Annotated in this window: 17 protein-coding genes and 1 pseudogene; 13 read left to right on the top strand and 5 right to left on the bottom strand. The window is 71.7% G+C overall.

The window, feature by feature from the left end; genetic code table 11:
* Nucleotides 1–518: 518 nt before the first annotated feature.
* Nucleotides 519–908: a cell division protein SepF gene (locus QF030_RS30885; RefSeq protein WP_028806047.1), complete on the top strand. Its 390-nt coding sequence runs from the start codon at nucleotides 519–521 to the stop codon at nucleotides 906–908.
* A 310-nt stretch (nucleotides 909–1218) separates the two neighbouring features.
* On the opposite strand, the gene QF030_RS30890 is transcribed toward QF030_RS30885, so the two are convergent.
* On the bottom strand, nucleotides 1219–1422 hold the full coding sequence (locus QF030_RS30890) for a hypothetical protein (protein ID WP_307165849.1): 204 nt from the start codon (nucleotides 1420–1422) through the stop codon (nucleotides 1219–1221).
* On the opposite strand from QF030_RS30890, the gene QF030_RS30895 reads away from it, so the two are divergent.
* The 3 genes from QF030_RS30895 (at nucleotide 1421) to QF030_RS30905 (ending at nucleotide 3714) form a co-directional block, all read left to right on the top strand.
* Entirely contained in the window at nucleotides 1421–2596 is a 1176-nt protein-coding gene (locus tag QF030_RS30895; RefSeq protein WP_307165850.1) for an ATP-binding protein, read from the top strand. The two genes, QF030_RS30890 and QF030_RS30895, sit on opposite strands and share 2 nt — an antisense overlap.
* Nucleotides 2593–2922, top strand: coding sequence for a nucleotide pyrophosphohydrolase (locus tag QF030_RS30900; RefSeq protein ID WP_307165851.1), 330 nt, complete (start codon nucleotides 2593–2595; stop codon nucleotides 2920–2922). Before QF030_RS30895 ends, QF030_RS30900 begins: the two co-directional genes overlap by 4 nt.
* A gap of 312 nt (nucleotides 2923–3234) precedes the next feature.
* Nucleotides 3235–3714, top strand: coding sequence for a DUF6099 family protein (locus QF030_RS30905; RefSeq protein WP_307165852.1), 480 nt, complete (start codon nucleotides 3235–3237; stop codon nucleotides 3712–3714).
* A gap of 144 nt (nucleotides 3715–3858) precedes the next feature.
* Here the strand turns inward: QF030_RS30905 and QF030_RS30910 are convergent, their stop codons facing one another.
* Nucleotides 3859–4035 (bottom strand): hypothetical protein, encoded by a 177-nt coding sequence (locus QF030_RS30910; protein ID WP_307165853.1) that lies wholly within the window; start codon nucleotides 4033–4035, stop codon nucleotides 3859–3861.
* Between the two features lie 242 nt (nucleotides 4036–4277).
* Between QF030_RS30910 and QF030_RS30915 the strand changes: the two genes are divergently transcribed.
* The 4 genes from QF030_RS30915 to QF030_RS30930 all read left to right on the top strand — a co-directional run bounded on the left by QF030_RS30915 (nucleotide 4278) and on the right by QF030_RS30930 (nucleotide 10749).
* Nucleotides 4278–5201, top strand: a complete 924-nt coding sequence (locus tag QF030_RS30915) for an LLM class F420-dependent oxidoreductase (protein ID WP_307165854.1) — start codon at nucleotides 4278–4280, stop codon at nucleotides 5199–5201.
* A 233-nt stretch (nucleotides 5202–5434) separates the two neighbouring features.
* Nucleotides 5435–6367 carry a DUF4232 domain-containing protein gene (locus QF030_RS30920; RefSeq protein WP_307165855.1) on the top strand — a complete coding sequence of 311 codons (933 nt, stop codon included), beginning with the start codon at nucleotides 5435–5437 and terminating at the stop codon, nucleotides 6365–6367.
* 333 nt (nucleotides 6368–6700) lie between these two features.
* Complete coding sequence (locus QF030_RS30925; protein ID WP_307165856.1) at nucleotides 6701–8170, top strand: 3' terminal RNA ribose 2'-O-methyltransferase Hen1; 1470 nt, start codon at nucleotides 6701–6703, stop codon at nucleotides 8168–8170.
* On the top strand, nucleotides 8167–10749 hold the full coding sequence (locus tag QF030_RS30930; RefSeq protein WP_307165857.1) for a polynucleotide kinase-phosphatase: 2583 nt from the start codon (nucleotides 8167–8169) through the stop codon (nucleotides 10747–10749). Before QF030_RS30925 ends, QF030_RS30930 begins: the two co-directional genes overlap by 4 nt.
* A gap of 468 nt (nucleotides 10750–11217) precedes the next feature.
* Here the strand turns inward: QF030_RS30930 and QF030_RS30935 are convergent, their stop codons facing one another.
* Together QF030_RS30935 and QF030_RS30940 are read right to left on the bottom strand one after the other, a co-directional pair.
* Nucleotides 11218–12132, bottom strand: coding sequence for a hypothetical protein (locus QF030_RS30935; RefSeq protein WP_307165858.1), 915 nt, complete (start codon nucleotides 12130–12132; stop codon nucleotides 11218–11220).
* Entirely contained in the window at nucleotides 12129–13265 is a 1137-nt protein-coding gene (locus QF030_RS30940) for an SPFH domain-containing protein (protein ID WP_307165859.1), read from the bottom strand. Before QF030_RS30940 ends, QF030_RS30935 begins: the two co-directional genes overlap by 4 nt.
* Nucleotides 13266–13451: 186 nt before the next feature.
* Here QF030_RS30940 and QF030_RS30945 point away from each other — a divergent pair, with 186 nt between their 5' ends.
* The 3 genes and pseudogenes from QF030_RS30945 to QF030_RS30955 all read left to right on the top strand — a co-directional run.
* On the top strand, nucleotides 13452–14675 hold the full coding sequence (locus QF030_RS30945) for an arginine deiminase (protein WP_307165860.1): 1224 nt from the start codon (nucleotides 13452–13454) through the stop codon (nucleotides 14673–14675).
* Nucleotides 14676–14796: 121 nt separating this feature from the next.
* On the top strand, nucleotides 14797–15810 hold the full coding sequence (gene argF, locus QF030_RS30950) for an ornithine carbamoyltransferase (protein WP_307165861.1): 1014 nt from the start codon (nucleotides 14797–14799) through the stop codon (nucleotides 15808–15810).
* A 15-nt stretch (nucleotides 15811–15825) separates the two neighbouring features.
* Nucleotides 15826–15891: pseudogene (locus QF030_RS30955) on the top strand (DUF3027 domain-containing protein); the annotation flags it as partial.
* An 85-nt stretch (nucleotides 15892–15976) separates the two neighbouring features.
* Here QF030_RS30955 and QF030_RS30960 read toward each other — a convergent pair.
* The gene (locus QF030_RS30960; RefSeq protein ID WP_307167748.1) at nucleotides 15977–16438 is read right to left on the bottom strand and encodes an ATP-binding protein; all 462 of its coding nucleotides are present in this window, start codon (nucleotides 16436–16438) and stop codon (nucleotides 15977–15979) included.
* Nucleotides 16439–16750: 312 nt separating this feature from the next.
* Here QF030_RS30960 and QF030_RS30965 point away from each other — a divergent pair, with 312 nt between their 5' ends.
* On the top strand, nucleotides 16751–17578 hold the full coding sequence (locus QF030_RS30965; protein ID WP_307165862.1) for an enoyl-CoA hydratase family protein: 828 nt from the start codon (nucleotides 16751–16753) through the stop codon (nucleotides 17576–17578).
* A gap of 2 nt (nucleotides 17579–17580) precedes the next feature.
* A complete protein-coding gene (locus tag QF030_RS30970) occupies nucleotides 17581–19968 on the top strand; it encodes a bifunctional salicylyl-CoA 5-hydroxylase/oxidoreductase (protein ID WP_307165863.1) in 2388 nt (795 codons plus the stop codon).
* Nucleotides 19969–19978: the final 10 nt, after the last annotated feature.

A 19978-nucleotide genomic window follows, 5' to 3' on the forward strand; every position in this document is an offset into this window, starting at 1 on the left:
AGGACCCGCGCTGCCGGCCGTCACTTCCGTGCCCGTCAGGGCCGGGAGCACGACCGGTGGAGCCGCCGCGATCAGGCTCGGCCGCCGCCCGTGTCCTCTCGTCGGCGGGGGGAGGGGCGGCGTCGGCTGCGAGGCGCGGGCGAACTCCGTTGGGGCCCGATGACCGCAGCCGACGTCCACATGAGCGTCATCATCAGGTAGTCGCCCTCCTGGGCGCGCCGACAGGAGGAACGCCGCCGCCCGGGGCGGCACGTCGGCCGCCGCCGGGCGGTCCTCCGCGCTGCCGGTGCTCTTCGTGTGGTGTCTCGGACCGCCGCCTTCGTGGTTCCGGTTTCACGACGCGAACAGGGCTGGTGGGGGAGTGCGCCTGGGGTGAGGATCCCGGTCCGGCCACGGCGACAAGCCGCTGAGCGACGGCGAGGACTGTGGCGGTCCGTGTCGTTGTTGGGCTGAACGGGTGACTTGGCGTAAGAATGGCTGGTGCAGGTATTGAAGGCGAGTCAGTTCGGGGGGTGCCGGTGAACCGTTACGACGTCACCGATGAACAGTGGGAAGGGCTCGCTCAGGTTGTTCCGCTGCGGGGCCGGGACGCGTGGCCGTCGGCGGTGAGCCACCGCTCGCTCCCCGACGCGGAGACGGAGACCCGGCGCCGATTCGTCGTGCTGCGGGTCAACGTCTTCGCGGACGCCCGCGAGGTCGCCGAGACGCTGATGGCGGGCATCCCGGTGCTGCTCGATCTGACGGGCGCGGAGACCGACACCGCCAAGCGCGTCCTGGACTTCTCCACGGGAGTTGTTTTCGGGCTGGCCAGCGGCATGCACCGGGTCGACCGCAACGTCTTCCTGCTGACCCCACCGGGCACCGAGGTCAGCGGGATCATGGAGGGGGCGGGGGTTCCCGGAGTCTGAGCAACCGTCGGGCTCCGGGCACGGCGTCGGGCTCCGGGTGTGGCGTCGGGTAACCGCGCCCACCGCGGCGCTCGGCGACACGGGAACCCGTCGATCCGTTCCCCCCCCGGTCCCACCGTTCCCCGTCCCCCGGTCCCCTGGTCCCCTTGTCCCGCGGTCCCGCCCGTTCTTCCGTCCCGCTGGTCTCTCCCGTCCCGTTCGGCGTGCTCCGCGAGGCTCGTCGGTGTGCCGTAGATGTCGTCGGTCTCGTCGAGGTCGCTCGATCGTAGGAAGGTTCTCGGGGCGTAACGGTTCGTCTGGCGGCGGAGTCCTACGGTCCGGATATGCCCTCGCCGCTCGCCTCTTCGGCTTCCTCTGCCTCTGTCTCTGCCTCCGCTTCTTCCTCTTCCTCTTCCTCTTTCCCTTCCTCTGTTTCAGCCGGTGTCTCCTCCGCGCCCTTACCCCACCACCAGTCGTCCGGCGGGCCGCCGTCGGAGGATGCCTCCCCAACCGTGCCCGCGCAGGCGCCGGCCATGGCGGAGCGGCATGTTCCGTCCTCCGCGCCGGGTCCCGGTACGGCGGACGCCCAGGCTCGGTACGTCCGGCCCTGTGTCACCGAACTGCGGCTCTCCGCCTTCGCGGGGCATCGCCGGGCCCGGTTTCCGCTGGGGGCGGTCACGCTGTTCGTCGGGGCCAGCGGGAGTGGCAAGAGCAGCGCGCTGCGCGCCTACGAGGCGTTGGCGCGGCTCGGTGGCGGGGCCTCGCTGGGTGAGGTGTTCGCCGATCCGCTCGCGTGCGTGCCGCAGGGGGCGCGGCCCGACGCCCAGCGTCGTAGGGGGTTCCGTATCGGATGCACGGCCGACGGACCCGGCGGCCCGGTTCGGCTCGACGTCGCCGTGCAGGCCGAGCCCGAGCTGCGCATCGTGGGGGAGCGGCTGAGCGCGGCGGGCGTCGTGCTGCTGGAGACGGCACTGCGTGATCCCGGCCGCCGCACCGTACAGGCGGCCTGGCACACCGGCGGCTCCGCGCCGGTGACGCGCGCGCCGCTGCCCGACGACCGGCTCGGCACCGCCCTGCTCCCGCTGCGCGTGGCAGGCAAGACCGACGGGCAACGGCAGGTGCTCGCCGCCGCGGAACAGATGGTCGTCGCCCTGCGATCCGTCTTCGCCTGCGATCCGCAGCCCGACTGGATGGGGGCCCCCGTTCCCACCGGCTCCGGCCGACTGCTCGGCGGCTGCGACAACCTCGCCGACGTCCTGTGGCGCACCCGAGAGGAGTGCGCACGGCGGCACGCACAGCTGGTGGCCGCGCTGTCGGCGGGCTCCGGAGGACCGGTCGTCGACCTGCGCGCCGAACCGCTGCCCGACGGCACGGTCCGCGCGCTGCTCCACCGCGCCGACGGCAGCCGCACGGAACTCGCCCGGCTGGGATACGGCGAACTGCGCTACATCGCCCTCGCCCTGGTGCTGCTCACCGGCCCGGGCGTCCTCGACGTGGACCCGGCCGGCGAGGTGCCCGCCGCGATGCAGACTCTCACCCTGCTCGCGGACGGCCTCGACCGTGGCCTCGACGCACGTCAGCGCGCCGAACTGCTGCGGCTGGCGGTGCGGATGGCCGAGCGCGGGCACATCCGCTGCGTCGGCGCGGTCGGTGACGGCCACGGTGCCGCCCGGACGGAAGGAGTGACGGTGGTACACCTGGGTCCGTGACAGAACAACACCTCGACGTGGCGAAGCTCCAGCGCAGACTCGCCGACTTCGCGGCCGCGCGGAACTGGCAGCCCTTCCACACCCCGAAGAACCTCGTCGCCGCGCTCAGCGTGGAGGCGTCCGAACTGGTCGAGATCTTCCAGTGGTTGACGCCGGAGGAGTCGGCGCGCGTGATGGAGGACCCGGACACCGCCCACCGGGTGACGGACGAGGTCGCCGACGTTCTCGCCTATCTGCTCCAGCTCTGCGAGGTGCTCGGTGTCGATCCGCTGGCGGCGCTGGACGCGAAGATCGACCGCAACGAGCACAGGTTCCCGGCGCCGTAGCGGCGCCGCAGCGGAGCGGAGAAGCAGCAGTGCCGTCAAAAAACAGGGTGCCGTCGAGGCGGCGGTGACGCGGCGGCCCCCGCCGCAACGGCCCTGCCGTGACAGCCCGGCGGGGATGCCTCGAAGGTGAGCCGAACAGTCCGTTTTCACTCTCCGCAGTCGAATGGCGGACCGAAATCGATTTGTTGTCCACAGATTTCGGTCTTCCTCTGGCTTTTCGTCCCACACGCCCTCACTCTGGGTAGTGGACTGGTGGAGACGGGTGTTCGGGCGGACGTGCGAGCAGCACGTCGGGGCAGACGGGGGCAGCGCATGGACGCGGTGCAGCTCATCCTGACGAGCAGGCGCGCGCTCGCGGGCAGCGGCGAAGGAGCGGGGATCCTGGCGGAGGTGTGGCAGGCGCAGGCCCTGGCGCAGGCGATCGGCAGTCGCCTCGCCGTCTCGGGCCCGCCCGAACTGCGCGGCGAGGCGCTGGGACTGACCGAGCTGGCGGGCAGAGGCTGCGGTGTGCTCGGCGCGCCGGACCTCGACCCGGGCGACCTGCTCGCCGCCCGGCTCACCGAGCTGGACGACGCTCGCCGGGCGCTGCTCGACCTGAGCGGCCTGCTGGGCGAGGTCGGCATCGCCCTGGTCGGCCTGGCGAGCTCGGCGGACGACCAGGGCACGTACTGGAAGTGCATGGAGGCCATCGACGCGGCGGACGAGTCCAGGGACCGGGTCCTGGAGATGCTGCGCAAGCTGGCGGCGAGGGAGGAACGGGAGGAGAGGGAGGGCGCCCTGCCGGAGAGGTGAGGTAGGCCGACCTGTCCGGCGCTGGAAGGAAGGGGAACAGCGGCGAGGGGGAGAGTGCGAGCGTGGGGCACGGGGCAGGGAAAGGTCAGCCGGTCACGTCACCCTCTTCTCCCGGAGCCGGGCACGGGGCAGGGGGGCAGCCGGTCACGTCACCCTCTTCTCTCGCCCCCGCTGCACAGCCCCGGTCGACTGGAAGTCCGCGTCCAGCGCCGAGAGATCTGCGTTCAGAGCCGCCATCAGCTCCTCCATCTGCTGCAACAACCCCTTCGGCTGGGCTGCGGCGGGGGCCCCGCCCTGCTGCGGCACGGTCTCTTCGGACATGACGGCCTCCTCGGCCCTGGCCCCCCGTGGGGAGGGCCGACGCGGATGACGTCCCGGTGCTGACCAGCCGGGCACGGGCGCCGGGCGGGCCGGCTCCGCTCGCCCAACGATCACCGGAGGGGCGGGTCACTGGACGGGGCAACCCCCCACGCACGGCGCGGGCGTTTTTCACCCGACCGGGGACGGCCGGGGGAGCGGGGACCGGTGGGGTTGACGGGGAGGTCGGAGTGCAGGATGGAGGCATGGATCTGCGTATCTTCACCGAGCCCCAGCAGGGGGCGACCTACGACACCCTCCTCACCGTGGCCAAGGCCACCGAGGATCTCGGATTCGACGCCTTCTTCCGGTCCGACCACTACCTGAAGATGGGTGACGTGAGCGGCCTTCCGGGTCCCACGGACGCCTGGATCACCCTTGCCGGGCTCGCCCGCGAGACCAAGCGCATCCGCCTCGGCACACTGATGACCGCCGGTACCTTCCGGCTGCCCGGCGTCCTGGCCATCCAGGTCGCGCAGGTGGACCAGATGTCCGGCGGGCGCGTCGAACTGGGCCTGGGCGCGGGCTGGTTCGAGGAGGAGCACACGGCGTACGGGATCCCCTTCCCGAAGGAGAAGATCGGCAGGCTCGAGGAGCAGCTGGAGATCGTCACGGGCCTGTGGGCGACGGAGCTCGGCAAGACGTACGACTTCCACGGCACGTACTACGACCTCACCGACTCGCCTGCGCTGCCCAAGCCCGCGCAGGCGAAGATCCCGGTGCTGATCGGCGGCACCGGCGCGACCCGTACGCCGCGCCTGGCCGCCCGGTTCGCCGACGAGTTCAACATGCCGTTCAGCTCGATCGAGGACAGCGAGCGCCAGTTCGGCCGGGTGCGGGCCGCCGCGCAGGAGATCGGCCGCGCAGCCGACGCCATCACCTTCTCCAACGCCCTCGTCGTCTGCGTCGGCAAGGACGATCAGGAACTCGCCCGTCGTGCCGACGCGATCGGCCGCGAGGTCGACGAGCTCAAGGCCAACGGGCTGGCCGGTTCCCCGGCCGAGGTCGTCGACAAGATCGGCCGTTACGCCGAGGCCGGCTCCCGACGGTTCTACCTCCAGGTCCTCGACCTGCACGACCTGGACCACCTGGAGCTGATCTCCGCCCAGGTCCAGGCGCAGCTGACCTAAGCACGGACAGGGACGCACGGCGTCGCGCCCCGGCCCGACACGGCTGGCACGGACACCGTCGTCCTCCGTGTCCCCCTTGTCTCCGTGTCCCTCTTCTCTTGCGGCCAGGGCGCGGCCTCCGTGTCCCTTTTCACCGGTGCTCGGGCCGCGCGCCGATCATCTGTGACACGGCTGTGACCGGAAGTATGGCTTCCGTCACAGTCGGCGTGGTCGGGCCCTGATGAGGTGGCCCGATGCGCAGATCCCTTCCGTTCCTCCCGGCCCTGGCCGCCCTGCTGCTTCTGACGGCATGCGGGTCGGAACACGCCGACGCACAGAACGGCGGCGGCGGTGCGGGTGAGCGGACGCAGGTCACCGAGCCCGCCGTGGACGGGGTCCGGATCACCTCGGTGACCGTCCCCGCCGGCTCCGCGACCCCCAGCGCATCCGACGACGGCCGCGTCAAGGCAGAGCGGCTGCCGACCGGACTCGCCGCCGGCTCCGGCGTCTCGGCCGCCTACGAGATCGTCAACTCCGGCACCGAGGAGCTGACGTACACGGTCCTCTTCGAGTTCACGACGAGCGCGGGCGAGGTCATGAGCAACGAGCGGGTGACCGTGCGCTCGGTGGGGGCGGGACGGACGGTGCGGGGGACGGTCCGGCCGGGGACGCTCGCGCCGGGAGCGTCCTCGGTGACGACGGTGAAGGTCGGCGAGGTGACCAAGGTCCCGGCGGACGAGGCGCCGACCGAGCCCGGCACCTGCCCGCCCTCCGGCATCCGCGTCTCGGCCGACGACGGCGACGCCGCGATGGGACTGCGAGTAGTGGGGCTCGTCCTGGAGAACTGCGGCGACCGGGACTACACCGTCGACGGCTACCCGCAGGTGAGCCTCCTGGACGAGAACCATGAGCCGGTCGACGGCGTCAAGATCTTCAAGGGCAGCGGCGGCATCTCCACCGTCACCGGGTTCGACGACCCGCCCCGGCCCGTCACCCTGAAACCCGGCGAACGCGCGAGCGCCGGCCTGATGTGGCGCAACACCACCGGCTTCGGCACCGCGGTCGACGTCCCGTACGTCCGGGTGCGCGCCAAGTCCGACGCCACGCCGGTGATGGTGACCCCTCACCTGGACCTCGGCACCACCGGAAAGCTCGGTGTCGGCCCATGGCGAAGCATGCCGAGGTAACCGACGCGAGCAGGCCGCCCAGCCTCGCTTCGCCGCTTCCGACCGCCCCGCGATCCGGTCGATCAGGTGCCCTGCCCCGTCCGTGACCCGTCCGGTGCCCCTCCTCCCCAACCCCAGCTTCCCCCGACGGCTCCCCTCTCGTCGCGGGCTGCCGCTCCCCTCCGTCCCCGTTTCCCGGCACACGGCCGGTCCTGCGGCTGACCAGCGCGGACGGCCGTCGATCGGCTGGGAAAATCGCGAGTGGTGAGGAAGCGTTCTCTGTACGTTGTAGGGGTGCGCGGGCGCACGATCAGCGCTTGCGCTCCTTCTTCCGAACCCCACCGAGGCACCCACGTGTTCCTGACGATCAGTACCACCGGCACCCCCGAACGTCCTGCCACTGACCTGGGCTTCCTGCTGCACAAGCATCCCGGCAAAGCGCAGGCGTTCTCCACCTCCTACGGCAAGGCCCACGTCCTCTATCCCGAGGCCGGCGCCGAGCGCTGCACGGCGGCGCTGCTGCTGGAGGTGGATGCCGTGGCGCTGGTCCGGCGGGGCAAGGGCAAGGGTCGGGGCGGTGCTCCGGACGCGGCCCTCGCCCAGTACGTCAACGACCGCCCCTACGCGGCCTCCTCGCTGCTCGCGGTCGCCCTGAGCGGCGTGTTCTCCAGCGCGATGCGCGGCGTCTGCACGGCGAAGCCCGAACTCCCCGCGCAGGCCAGGCCGTTGCGGGTCGAGGTACCCGCACTGCCCGCCCGCGGCGGCGCCGACCTCGTACGCGATCTCTTCGAGCCGCTCGGCTGGGCCGTGACTGCCGAACCGGTGGCCCTGGACACGCAGTTCGCGGAGTGGGGCGACTCGCGGTATGTGAGCCTGGTCCTGGAGTCGGAGACGCTCACCGTCGCCGAGGCCCTGCGTCACCTGTACGTCCTGCTGCCCGTCCTCGACGACGCCAAGCACTACTGGGTCGCCTCCGACGAGGTCGACAAGCTGCTGCGCGCCGGGGAGGGCTGGCTGTCCGAGCACCCCCAGCAGAAGCTGATCACCAGCCGTTACCTCTCCCGCCGCTGGTCGCTGACCCGGCAGGCGATGGAACGGCTCGAACTGGTCCGGCTCGCCGAGGCCGACGACAGCGAGGTCGAGGAGATCGACAACGCGGTCGAACCGGAGGCGGAGGCGGAGGAACGCCCGGCCCCGCTGGCGGTGCTGCGCCGCGAGGCGATCGTCACCGCGCTGACGGAGTCCGGGGCCGCCCGGATCCTCGACCTCGGCTGCGGCCAGGGCCAGTTGGTGCAGGCGCTGCTGAAGGACCCGCGCTTCACCGAGATCGTCGGCGTCGACGTGTCGATGCGCGCGCTCACCATCGCCTCCCGCCGGCTGAAGCTGGACCGGATGGGCGAGCGGCAGGCCTCCCGCGTCCAGCTCTTCCAGAGTTCGCTCGCTTACACCGACGCCCGCCTCAAGGGCTATGACGCCGCCGTGCTCAGCGAGGTGATCGAGCACCTCGACCTGCCCAGGCTGCCCGCCCTGGAGTACGCGGTGTTCGGTGCGGCCCGCCCGCGCACGGTCCTGGTGACCACCCCGAACGTCGAGTACAACGTCCGCTGGGAGAGTCTCCCGGCAGGTCATGTCCGGCATGGCGACCACCGCTTCGAGTGGACCCGCGAGGAGTTCCGCGGCTGGGCGGCCTCGGTCGCCGAACGGCACGGCTATGCCGTCGAGTTCGTCCCGGTCGGTCCGGACGACCCGGAGGTCGGTCCGCCCACCCAGATGGCCGTTTTCACCATGGGCAGCATGAACGAGAAGGAGGCGACAGCAGCATGACCGAGACCCAGATTCCTGCAAGGCAGGGCCGCGTCCTGCCCGTCACCGACCTCTCCCTCGTCGTCCTGATCGGCGCGTCCGGGTCCGGCAAGTCCACCTTCGCCCACCGTGTCTTCAAACCCACGGAGATCATCTCCTCCGACTTCTGCCGCGGGCTGGTCTCCGACGACGAGAACGACCAGAGCGCGACACGGGACGCCTTCGACGTCCTGCACTACATCGCGGGAAAGCGGCTCGCGGCCGGCCGCCGCACGGTGGTCGACGCCACGAGCGTGCAGCAGGACGCCCGCCGCCAGCTGATCGAGCTGGCGAAGCAGTACGACGTGCTGCCCATCGCCATCGTGCTGGACGTACCGGAGGAGGTGTGCGCCGAACGCAACGCGGCCCGCACCGACCGCGCCGACATGCCCCGCAGGGTCATCCAGCGCCACACACGCGAACTCCGCCGTTCCCTGCGGCACTTGGAGCGTGAGGGCTTCCGCAAGGTGCACGTCCTGCGGGGCGTCGAGGACATCGAGAACGCCTCGGTCGTCACGGAGAAGCGCTACAACGACCTGACCCACCTCACCGGCCCGTTCGACATCATCGGTGACATCCACGGCTGTGCGGCGGAACTGGAGTCCCTGCTCGGCAAGTTGGGCTATGCCGACGGTGTCCACCCGGAGGGCCGGCAGGCCGTGTTCGTCGGCGACCTGGTCGACCGGGGCCCGGACAGCCCGGGCGTCCTGCGCCGCGTGATGGCGATGGTCAGGTCGGGCAACGCCCTCTGCGTGCCCGGCAACCACGAGAACAAGTACGGCCGTCACCTGCGCGGCCGCAAGGTCCAGCACACCCACGGCCTGACCGAGACGATCGAGCAGATGGCGAGCGAGAGCGAGGAGTTCCGCGCCGAGGTACGGGAGTTCATCGACGGCCTCGTCAGCCACTACGTCCTCGACGGCGGCAGGCTCGTGGTCTGCCACGCGGGCCTGCCGGAGAAGTACCACGGCCGCACCTCCGGCCGCGTCCGCTCGCACGCGCTGTACGGCGACACCACCGGCGAGACCGACGAGTTCGGCCTGCCGGTGCGCTACCCGTGGGCCGAGGACTACCGGGGCCGGGCTGCGGTGGTCTACGGCCACACGCCCGTCCCGGAGGCCACCTGGCTGAACAACACCATCTGCCTGGACACCGGCGCCGTGTTCGGCGGCAAGCTGACCGCGCTGCGCTGGCCGGAGCGCGAGCTGGTCGACGTACCGGCGGAGCAGGTCTGGTACGAACCGACGAAGCCGCTGCGCTCCGAGGCACCCGGCGGGCACGACGGCCGACCGCTGGACCTGGCGGACGTGCACGGCCGACGCATCGTAGAAACCCGTTACGAAGGCCAGAACCGGGTCTCGATCCGCGAGGAGAACGCGGCGGCGGCCCTGGAGGTCATGAGCCGTTTCGCGGTGGACCCGCGCCTGCTGCCGTACCTGCCGCCGACGATGGCCCCCACGGCCACCTCGCACGTCGAGGGCTACCTGGAGCACCCGGCGGAGGCGTTCGCGCAGTACGCGCAGGACGGCGTCGCCAGGGTCGTGTGCGAGGAGAAGCACATGGGCTCGAGGGCGGTGGTCCTGGTGTGCCGGGACGCGGAAACAGCGCGCAAGCGGTTCGGCGTGGACGGCCCCACCGGATCCCTCTACACCCGCACGGGCCGGCCCTTCTTCGACGACGAAGCCGTGACGGAGGAGATCCTCGGCCGGATACGGACGGCGGTGGACGAGGCGGGCCTCTGGTCGGAGCTGGCCGCTCCCGACAGCGCCTCCGAAGCGGTGGACTGGCTTCTGCTGGACGCCGAGCTGATGCCCTGGTCTTTGAAGGCCTCGGGTCTGCTGCGCTCGCAGTACGCGGCCGTGGGCGCCGCGTCCCGCGCGGTCTTCCCGGGCGCCCTGTCCGCACTGGAAGGCGCGGCGGCAAGAGGCGTCGACGTCGGCGGGCTTCTCTCCCGGCAGCGGGAACGCGCCGCGGACGCGGCCGCGTTCACCGAGGCGTACCGGCGTTACTGCTGGACGACGGACGGGCTGGACGGCGTACGCCTGGCCCCGTTCCAGATCCTCGCCGTGCAGGGCCGCAGCCTGGCCGGTCTGCCGCACGACGAGCAGCTGTCGCTCCTCGACCGGTTGGTGGAACACGACAACACGGGCCTGCTCCAGACGACCCGCCGCCTCTACGTCGACACGGCCGACCCCGAGTCGGTCCAGGCTGGTGTCGACTGGTGGCTGGAGATGACGGGCCGGGGCGGCGAGGGCATGGTCGTCAAGCCGCTGGGCGCACTGGTCCGCAACGGGGAGGGGCGGCTGGTCCAGCCCGGCATCAAGTGCCGGGGCCGCGAGTACCTCCGGATCATCTACGGCCCGGAGTACACCCGCCCCGACAACCTCACCCGGCTGCGCGGACGCTTCCTCAACCACAAACGGTCGTTGGCGATCCGCGAGTACGCCCTGGGCCTGGAGGCCCTGGCGCGCCTGGCCGAGGGCGAGCCCCTGTGGCGCGTCCACGAGGCGGTCTTCGGCGTGCTGGCCCTGGAGTCGGAGCCGGTCGACCCGAGGCTGTGAGCCGTTCGCCCGGTCCGTGCCGTCGGCGCGGACCGGGGCCCGAGGCTGCGCCCCGCCGGTCCCGGCCCGGGTGGAACGCGGTGACGTGGGCGGGCCGACCCGGGTGACCGTGCCCCTCGGCCACCACCGCTTGCCCATCTCCGCCCCGTCGGTCCGCCCACGGGCAACTCGCGGGCGTATCCCGCGCTCCGTACCAGCGAGGCGGCCATCGCGTCCACGCGCGCCGGGCGGCTGTGCGGGCCTGGCCGGACGTCCGGCGGCGGCCCACTACGGGGTGGCGAAGCGCGACGGGGTCCAGGTGACGTTCCTCGGTGAGCACGCCCGGTACCAGGGCTGGTCCGGGCATCACGCCCGTTCTCGGCCATGTGGCCGACCGGGGTGAGCGCCACGGGCGGAACTGCTCGGCGCGCACATCGGCAGCGAGATCCTCGGCGAGGCGCAGGGCGGCTGGTGAGCCGCCGGCGTGGCTCAACCGACGAGTCGCAGCGCCGTCTCCGCCCGCCCCACCCGTACCCGCTGCCCCCACGTCAGCTCCACCGCGTCGCTTTCGATCCCGTCACCGAAGGCGATGAGCCGTTCCGACTCGACGGTCAGCGTCAGACGGCCGCCGGCCGCGAGCTCGCCCGCGACGAGCGAGGTGCCGGTCGCGGGCGACGGCCACGCCTCCCGCACGAACCACACCAGACGGTCCTCCGTCGGACCCGGCAGCCGCGGGCCCATGTCGCCTCCGCCGCCGCCCCGCTCCTGCCACACCGACCGGATCCAGCCGGTCGCCCCGGTACCCGTGCCCACCAGCACCCCGGAGGAGGCCTGGGCCTCGACGGCACCCCCGTCGTCGTCGAGGCCCAGGCGGTAGCGGGCGGTCTGGTGCCCCGCGGCGCCCAGGTAGATCTCGTTGAGGGCGAGCAGCCGCTGGGTGTCGTCGGCCACCGCCTCGACCATGGTCAGTTCCTCGGCGCCGGTGTCCGCCGCGAGCACGGCAGGCAGGAGCAGCCGGGCGTCCGCCGGGCGGTGGCGGACCAGGACGCCCGGGTTGCGGCCGGGGTCGGTGTCGATGCCCACCACCGGCTGACCGGCCAGGTACTTGGCGGCGTTCGCCACCAGTCCGTCCTGGCCGACGACGACCACCACGTCCTCCGGGGCGAAGAGGAAGCGGTCCAAGTCGGCCCGCTCCACCCGGGTCTGACGCCAGGTCAGGGGAATCGCCGCCGTCACCTCGGCCAGGGCCCGCCTGGTCCGCCGGTGGCGTTCGGCGATCTCCTCGATGTCCCGGCCCCGCGAGGAGAGGAAGAAGGCGGCCTGGCCGTGGGTGCCGTGCCGGGCCACCAACTCCTCGTACTCCGTGCGGCGGTGGACCAGCACGGCCCGCGGGGCGAGACTCATTCCGGTTCCCCGCCGCCGAGCCTCGACAGGAGACCGGTGAGGACGTCCGGCGAGATCGTCACGCTGTCGATGCGCGGCAGGTTCTCGGCGAGACGGGTTCCGGTGAGGGCGTGCAGGGTCGCCACGTCGACGTCGGCGTGCACGCGCAGCCAGGCCGCCTGTGCCTGGGCCCGCGCCTCGCCGACCTCGCGCGCAGCCTGCGCCTCGGCGTGGGCGAGCTGGACCGAGCGGGCCGCCTCCGCCTCCGCGAGCCGGACGGTGCGCGCCGCTTCCACCTGGGTCAGCCGTTCGGTGCGCTGCGCCTCGGCATCCGCCAGCCGTACCAGCTTGGCGGCCTCCGCCTCCGCGAGCCGTACGGACCGGTTGGCCTCGGCCTCCGCCCGCACCTTGTCCGCCGCCGCGCTCTCCTCCGCCTCACGCCGGGTGTTGGTGCCGCGCTGCTCGACCAACTGCTCCTCACGGCGGGACAGTTCGATCTTGCTGGCCAGCTCGTTCTCGGCGATCGTCCGCTCCCGCTCGACGGCCACCGCCCGCCGCTCGTACGTCGCCCGGTCGGCCTCCTGCTGGATCTGCTCCCGCGCCGGGGTGCGCAGGGCCCGCTCCACCTCCGGCTCCGGACGCAGCGCGACGACCCGCACGGCCACGATCTCGATGCCCGTGGCGGGCAGCCGCGGCTCGGCCGCCAGCCCCGCCGCGACCCGCTCCCGTACCGACGTCACGCCGTCCACCAGCGCCGACGACAGCGACGTCCGCGCGAGGACGTCCAGCGCGTGCTGCTGCGCCGTCTCCGTGAGCAGCGTGCCGAGCTGCTCCAGGGGCGCGCTGCGCCACACCCCCGTGTCGGGGTCGATGGAGAAGTCGAGGCGGGAGGCGGCTACCGCCGGCTCGCTGATCCGGTAGGTCACCGTCGCCTGCACCGTCACGTCCTGGAAGTCGACCGTGCGGGCGTGGAAGGTCATCGCCAACTCGCGGTCGTCGACCGGCACTTCGGACAGTGCCGCGCTCAGTGAGCGGAACCAGAAGCTGAGCCCCGGTCCGTCGTGCGCCAGCTTGCCGGAGCGGTGGTGGCGCACATGCGCCGTCGGGGCGCCGCGCAGGTGTCGCCAGCCCAGGCGCCGGGTGATGTCGGCCATGAGAGACCCCCCTCGTTCCATTTCTCGTCAGTGCGACGATAAGGAAACGATAGAGGCGAGTTCCTCTTGTCGTCAAGAGGACGAGAATGAGGGGAGGTGGCGGAGATCGGCGTAGGGAGGAAACAAGCTGGTGCGGAAACGGTCCAGTAGGGGGTGAAGGCGGTCCCCGGTGGTCAGGATGGAGACATGGGATTCCATGTCGACTCCGAGGCCGGGCGGCTGCGCCGCGTCATCCTGCACCGGCCGGATCTCGAGCTCAAAAGGCTCACCCCCAGCAACAAGGACACCCTTCTCTTCGACGACGTGCTGTGGGTGCGCCGGGCGCGCGCCGAGCACGACGGATTCGCCGACGTGCTGCGCGACCGCGGTGTCGCCGTACACCTCTTCGGCGACCTGCTCACCGAGGCCCTGGAGATCCCGGCGGCCCGTGCGCTCGTCCTGGACCGCGTCTTCGACGAGAAGGAGTACGGGGTGCTCGCCACCGACCACCTCCGCGCCGCCTTCGAGGCGCTCCCCGCCCCCGAGCTGGTGGAGGCCCTCGTCGGCGGCATGACCAAGCGGGAGTTCCTGGAAGCGCATCCCGAACCGACTTCCGTGCGCTTCCACGTCATGGACCTCGACGACTTCCTCCTCGACCCCCTCCCCAACCACCTTTTCACCCGCGACACCTCCGCCTGGATCTACGACGGCGTCGCGATCAACGCCATGCGCTGGCCCGCCCGGCAGCGCGAGACCGTCCACTTCGAGGCGATCTACCGGCACCACCCCCTCTTCCGTGGCGAGACGTTCCGCGTCTGGTCCGAGGGGCAGGCCGACTATCCGTCCACCATCGAGGGCGGCGACGTCCTCGTCATCGGCAACGGCGCCGTCCTGATCGGCATGAGTGAGCGCACCACGCCGCAGGCCGTCGAGATGCTCGCCCACAAGCTGTTCGCGGCGGGTTCGGCCGAGACCATCGTGGCCCTCGACATGCCGAAGCGGCGCGCGTTCATGCACCTCGACACCGTGATGACGATGGTCGACGGCGACACCTTCACCCAGTACGCGGGCCTCGGCATGCTCCGCTCGTACACCATCGAGCCCGGCGTCGGCGAGAAGGAACTGAAGGTCACCGACCATCCGCCGGAGCACATGCACCGCGCGATCGCCGCCGCCCTCGGTCTGAGCGAGATCCGCGTGCTCACCGCCACCCAGGACGTCCACGCGGCCGAACGCGAACAGTGGGACGACGGCTGCAACGTCCTCGCCGTGGAGCCGGGCGTCGTCGTCGCCTACGAGCGCAACGTCACCACCAACACCCATCTGCGCAAACAGGGCATCGAGGTGATCGAGATCCCCGGCAGCGAGCTGGGGCGGGGGAGGGGAGGGCCGCGCTGCATGAGCTGCCCGGTCGAGCGGAGTGCCGTATAGGTGTGCGGTTGCCGTCTAGGCGTCTGTATAAAAATGTTGATCATCGTATAGACTTCCGAGGGTCCCTGTCACCGCAGTCCCGTGCACTGCGCTTCTTCACCGCACTTCTGGAGCGACCCCCATGGCGACAGTCCCGACCGCCCTCGCCGGCCGCCACTTCCTCAAGGAGCTGGACTTCACCCAGGAGGAGTTCCGCGGCCTGATCGAGCTGGCCGCCGAGCTGAAGGCCGCCAAGAAGGCCGGGACCGAGGTCCAGCACCTGCGCGGCAAGAACATCGCCCTGATCTTCGAGAAGACCTCGACGCGCACCCGGTGCGCGTTCGAGGTCGCCGCAGCCGACCAGGGCGCCTCCACCACCTACCTCGACCCTTCCGGCTCCCAGATCGGGCACAAGGAGTCGGTGAAGGACACCGCGCGGGTGCTGGGCCGGATGTACGACGGGATCGAGTACCGCGGGTCCAGTCAGCAGCAGGTCGAAGAGCTCGCCGCCCACGCGGGCGTGCCCGTCTTCAACGGCCTCACCGACGACTGGCACCCCACCCAGATGCTCGCCGACGTGCTCACGATGACCGAGCACTGCGCCAAGAACCTCGGCGACGACCGTTTCGTCCTCGCCTACCTCGGCGACGCCCGCTTCAACATGGGCAACTCCTACCTGATCACCGGCGCCCTGCTCGGCATGGACGTCCGGATCGTCGCGCCCGAGGAGTACTGGCCCGCGGACGAGGTGATCGCCCAGGCCCGCAAGCTGGCCGAGGACTCCGGGGCCGCGATCCTGCTCACCGAGGACCTCGCCGAGGGCGTCGCGGGCGCCGACTTCGTCGCCACCGACGTATGGGTCTCCATGGGTGAGCCCAAGGAGGTCTGGGACGAGCGGATCGCCGCCCTCGGCCCGTACGCCGTGACCATGGACGTCCTGCGCGCCACCGGCAACCCGGACGTCAAGTTCCTGCACTGCCTCCCGGCCTTCCACGACCTCGGCACCAAGGTCGGCCGCGAGATCCACGAGACCCACGGCCTGGACTCCCTCGAGGTCACCGACGAGGTGTTCGAGTCGGCCCACTCGATCGTCTTCGACGAGGCGGAGAACCGTCTGCACACGATCAAGGCCGTACTGGTGGCGACGCTCGCCTGACCGGGCGGACCCCGCCCCGGCCCGGACGCGGTCCTCGCCCCCGAATGGGTTCCATGGAGCGACCGCCTGCGCCCCGGCGACCGCACGCTCCCCGTCGGCTACGGGCGCCGCGCCCCGCGGGGGGCGCCCGTCGGGGCCGGGTCGGTCGGGCCCGGGTCGGTCGGACTCACGCCGGGTGGGGGCGCCACTGCGACGGGACGGCGGCCAGCCTGAACCACACCGCCTTGCCCTGTTCGGTGGGCCGGTGCCCGCAGGACGAGCTGAGGGTGCGGATGAGCAGCAGCCCGCGCCCGTGCTCCTGCCAGGGGTCGGGCTCCACCCCGGAAGGACGGGTGAGATCGCCCGGCGGCACGGGGTCGGGGTCGTGCACCTCGACCTGGCAGCCGGTCGGCCGCAACTCCACGACCAGCTCTATCGGGGCGTCCCCGGCGGTGTGCTCCACGGCGTTGGCCACCAGCTCGGCCGTGAGCAGCTCCGCGGTGTCGCTGTCCGCCCCGTGCTTCAGCTCGGCCAGCGCCGTTCGGACCAGCGCACGGGCCACCGGCACGGCCGCAGCGGAGTGCGGCAGCGCGATACGCCAGGAGGCGGCCGGCTCGGAGGGGCGTTCGTACAAGGCGAGTCCGTTCATGGCGCAGGGTCCGGTGATCGACATCAGGCGGTCCTGCTTTCAACTTCAGGAATGGTACGGCGGCCTCCGGCAGAGGCGCTCGTCGGGCGTCCTACGGGACCTTCGGCCCCTGCCGGCGGCTTACCCGGGACAACGGTCCCGCTCGCGTACCTGATCCCGTTGTTACCGCGTTATCGACGACCGGTGACGTGTGTGACGAGAACATGCCGTGCGGTGACACAGCAGTTCTTCCCGGCTGCTCTATCGCGTACTCATGACGACAGTCACAAGAAGGTGATAACTTCGTGAGTGACTGTCGAGGAGGCCGCCCTCATGAGTCCCTTCACCGGCTCCGCCGCCCGCACCTCCGACTGGCACCACCTGCGCGTCGAGCTCACCGACGGCATCGCCACCGTCACCCTGGCCCGTCCCGAGAAACTCAACGCCCTCACCTTCGGCGCCTACGCCGACCTGCGCGACCTGCTCGCCGAGCTGTCCCGGGAGCGGTCGGTCCGCGCCCTGGTGCTGGCCGGCGAGGGACGCGGCTTCTGCTCCGGCGGAGACGTCGACGAGATCATCGGCGCCACCCTCGGCATGGACACCGCCCGGCTCCTCGACTTCAACCGGATGACCGGCCAGGTCGTCCGCGCCCTACGGGAATGCCCGTTCCCCGTCATCGCGGCCGTGCACGGCGTGGCGGCGGGAGCCGGCGCGGTCCTCGCCCTGGCCGCGGACTTCCGGATCGCCGACCCCAGCGCCCGCTTCGCATTCCTCTTCACCCGCGTCGGCCTCTCCGGCGGCGACATGGGCGCCGCCTACCTGCTGCCCCGGGTCGTGGGCCTCGGCCACGCCACCCGCCTGCTCATGCTCGGCGAACCGGTCCGCGCCCCCGAGGCCGAGCGCATCGGCCTGATCAGCGAACTGACCGACGAGGGCCGCTCCGACGAGGCCGCACACGCCCTCGCCCGCCGCCTGGCCGACGGACCCGCACTGGCGTACGCGCAGACCAAGGCGCTGCTGACCGCCGAACTGGACATGCCCCTGGCGGCCGCGGTGGAACTGGACGCCGCGACCCAGGCCCTCCTCATGAACGGCGAGGACTACGCCGAGTTCCACGCGGCGTTCAGGGAAAAGCGCCCTCCCGAGTGGAGGGGACGGTAGACGTGGCAGCCGACGGCCGGACCCCGTCCACCGGAGCGCGTAACAGCCTCGACGACCGGCCCCCCCGCGGGGCGCGACCGGCCACGACACCCCCACGGCCGCCCGGACCGGCCGGCCGGCCCCTACGCGTCGCCGTCATCGGCGGCGGCCCCGGCGGCCTCTACGCCGCAGCCCTGCTCAAACGCCTCGACCCGCACCGCGAGATCACCCTCTGGGAACGCAACGCCCCCGACGACACCTTCGGCTTCGGCGTCGTCCTCTCCGACGAGACCCTCGGCGGCATCGAACACGCCGACCCGCGCGTCCACGCCGCCCTCCAGCAGGACTTCGTCCGCTGGGACGACATAGACATCGTGCACCGCAACACCCGGCACACCTCCACCGGACACGGCTTCGCCGCCCTCGGCCGCCGCCGGCTCCTGGAGATCCTGCACGAACGCTGCCACTCCCTCGGCGTCGACCTGCGCTTCCGCGCCGAGGCGCCGGACCCCGCCCGGCTGGCGGCGGACCACGACCTCGTCATCGCCGCCGACGGTGTGCACAGCACCACCCGCGAGGCATACGCCCAGATGTTCCGCCCCCGGGTGACCGGCCACCGCTGCCGCTACATCTGGCTCGCCGCCGACTTCGCCTTCGACGCCTTCCGCTTCGAGATCGCCGAGACCCCGCACGGCGTGATGCAACTGCACGGATACCCCTACGCGGCCGACTCCTCGACCGTGATCATCGAGATGCGCGAGGAAGTCTGGCGGGCAACCGGTTTCGACGAACTCGACGAACGCGAGTCGGTGGAGCGCTGCGCCAAGATCTTCACGGAAGCCCTCGGCGGACGCTCACTCGAGTCCAACAACTCCACCTGGACCACCTTCCGGACCGTCGTCAACGAACACTGGTCCCACGGCAACATCGTCCTGCTGGGCGACGCCGCCCACACCGCCCACTTCTCCATCGGCTCCGGCACCAAGCTCGCCGTCGAGGACGCCCTGGCCCTGGCCGCCTCTCTGCACGAACACCCTGACGCCGCCACCGCGTTGACCGCCTACGAAGAGGAGCGCAGGCCCGTCGTCGCCTCCACCCAGCGAGCCGCCCGCGCCAGCCTGGAGTGGTTCGAGAACCTCGGCCTCTACCTCGACCAGCCGCCCCGCAGGTTCGCCTTCAACCTGCTCACCCGCAGCCGCCGCGTCACCCACGACAACCTGCGGCTGCGCGACCCCCACTTCACCGAGGCCGTGGAGCGGGAGTTCGGCTGCCCGCCCGGTACGCCCCCGATGTTCACCCCGTTCCGGCTGCGCGGCCTGACCCTGCGCAACCGGGTCGTCGTCTCGCCCATGGACATGTACTCGGCCACCGACGGACTCCCCGACGACTTCCACCTCGTCCACCTCGGCGCCCGCGCCCTCGGCGGGGCCGGACTGGTCATGACCGAGATGGTGTGCGTCTCTCCCGAGGGACGCATCACACCCGGCTGCACCGGCCTCTACACCGGCCGCCAGGCCGACGCGTGGCGGCGCGTCACCGACTTCGTGCACCTCCGGGCGCCGGGCACCGCGATCGGCGTCCAGCTCGGCCACTCCGGACGCAAGGGATCGACGAAACCGATGTGGGAGGGCATGGACGAACCACTGCCCGAAGGCAACTGGCCGCTCGTGGCCGCCTCCCCGCTGCCCTACAGGCCGACCGGCCAACTGCCCCGCGAACTCACCCGAGCACGCCTCACGGACCTCCGCCAGGAGTTCGCCGCCGCCGCTCGGCGAGCCGCCAGTTCCGGCTTCGACCTGCTCGAACTGCACTGCGCCCACGGCTACTTGCTGTCCGGCTTCCTCTCCCCGCTGACCAACCACCGGACCGACGCCTACGGAGGCCCGCTCGCCGCACGGCTGCGCTTCCCGCTGGAGGTATTCGACGCGGTCCGTGCGGTATGGCCCGCGGAACGACCGATGACCGTCCGCATCTCCGCCACCGACTGGGCCGACGGCGGCACTTCGGCCGACGACGCCGTCGAGATCGCCCGCGCCTTCGCCGCACACGGCGCCGACGCGATCGACGTGTCGACCGGCCAGGTGGTGGCCGAGGAACGTCCCGAGTTCGGACGCTCCTACCAGACGCCGTTCGCGGACCGGATCCGGCACGAGGCGAGGGTGCCCGTGATCGCGGTCGGCGCGATCTCCTCGTACGACGACGTCAACTCGTTGATCCTGGCCGGCCGTACGGACCTCTGCGCCCTCGCCCGACCCCACCTCTACGACCCGAACTGGACCCTGCACGCGGCCGCCGAACAGGGCTACACCGGACCGGGCGTCGACTGGCCCGCCCCCTACCGCGCAGGCAGCCGCCCCCCGCGCACCGGACGCGCGGACGCGCCCAAACCCCGTCTGCTGTTCAGGAGTTGAGACAGGTTAA

Source organism: Streptomyces rishiriensis (assembly GCF_030815485.1).
GTDB lineage: Bacteria > Actinomycetota > Actinomycetes > Streptomycetales > Streptomycetaceae > Streptomyces > Streptomyces rishiriensis_A.

What these genes read in the sequence shown, in the direction of transcription:
- QF030_RS30895 (WP_307165850.1), top strand. Translation starts at nt 1,421, where the DNA reads ATGGCGGAGCGGCATGTTCCGTCCTCCGCGCCGGGTCCCGGTACGGCG.
- QF030_RS30890 (WP_307165849.1), bottom strand. Translation starts at nt 1,422, where the DNA reads ATGGCCGGCGCCTGCGCGGGCACGGTTGGGGAGGCATCCTCCGACGGC.
- QF030_RS30905 (WP_307165852.1), top strand. Translation starts at nt 3,235, where the DNA reads ATGGACGCGGTGCAGCTCATCCTGACGAGCAGGCGCGCGCTCGCGGGC.
- QF030_RS30910 (WP_307165853.1), bottom strand. Translation starts at nt 4,035, where the DNA reads ATGTCCGAAGAGACCGTGCCGCAGCAGGGCGGGGCCCCCGCCGCAGCC.
- QF030_RS30915 (WP_307165854.1), top strand. Translation starts at nt 4,278, where the DNA reads ATGGATCTGCGTATCTTCACCGAGCCCCAGCAGGGGGCGACCTACGAC.
- QF030_RS30920 (WP_307165855.1), top strand. Translation starts at nt 5,435, where the DNA reads ATGCGCAGATCCCTTCCGTTCCTCCCGGCCCTGGCCGCCCTGCTGCTT.
- QF030_RS30930 (WP_307165857.1), top strand. Translation starts at nt 8,167, where the DNA reads ATGACCGAGACCCAGATTCCTGCAAGGCAGGGCCGCGTCCTGCCCGTC.
- QF030_RS30935 (WP_307165858.1), bottom strand. Translation starts at nt 12,132, where the DNA reads ATGAGTCTCGCCCCGCGGGCCGTGCTGGTCCACCGCCGCACGGAGTAC.
- QF030_RS30940 (WP_307165859.1), bottom strand. Translation starts at nt 13,265, where the DNA reads ATGGCCGACATCACCCGGCGCCTGGGCTGGCGACACCTGCGCGGCGCC.
- QF030_RS30945 (WP_307165860.1), top strand. Translation starts at nt 13,452, where the DNA reads ATGGGATTCCATGTCGACTCCGAGGCCGGGCGGCTGCGCCGCGTCATC.
- argF (WP_307165861.1), top strand. Translation starts at nt 14,797, where the DNA reads ATGGCGACAGTCCCGACCGCCCTCGCCGGCCGCCACTTCCTCAAGGAG.
- QF030_RS30960 (WP_307167748.1), bottom strand. Translation starts at nt 16,438, where the DNA reads ATGAACGGACTCGCCTTGTACGAACGCCCCTCCGAGCCGGCCGCCTCC.
- QF030_RS30965 (WP_307165862.1), top strand. Translation starts at nt 16,751, where the DNA reads ATGAGTCCCTTCACCGGCTCCGCCGCCCGCACCTCCGACTGGCACCAC.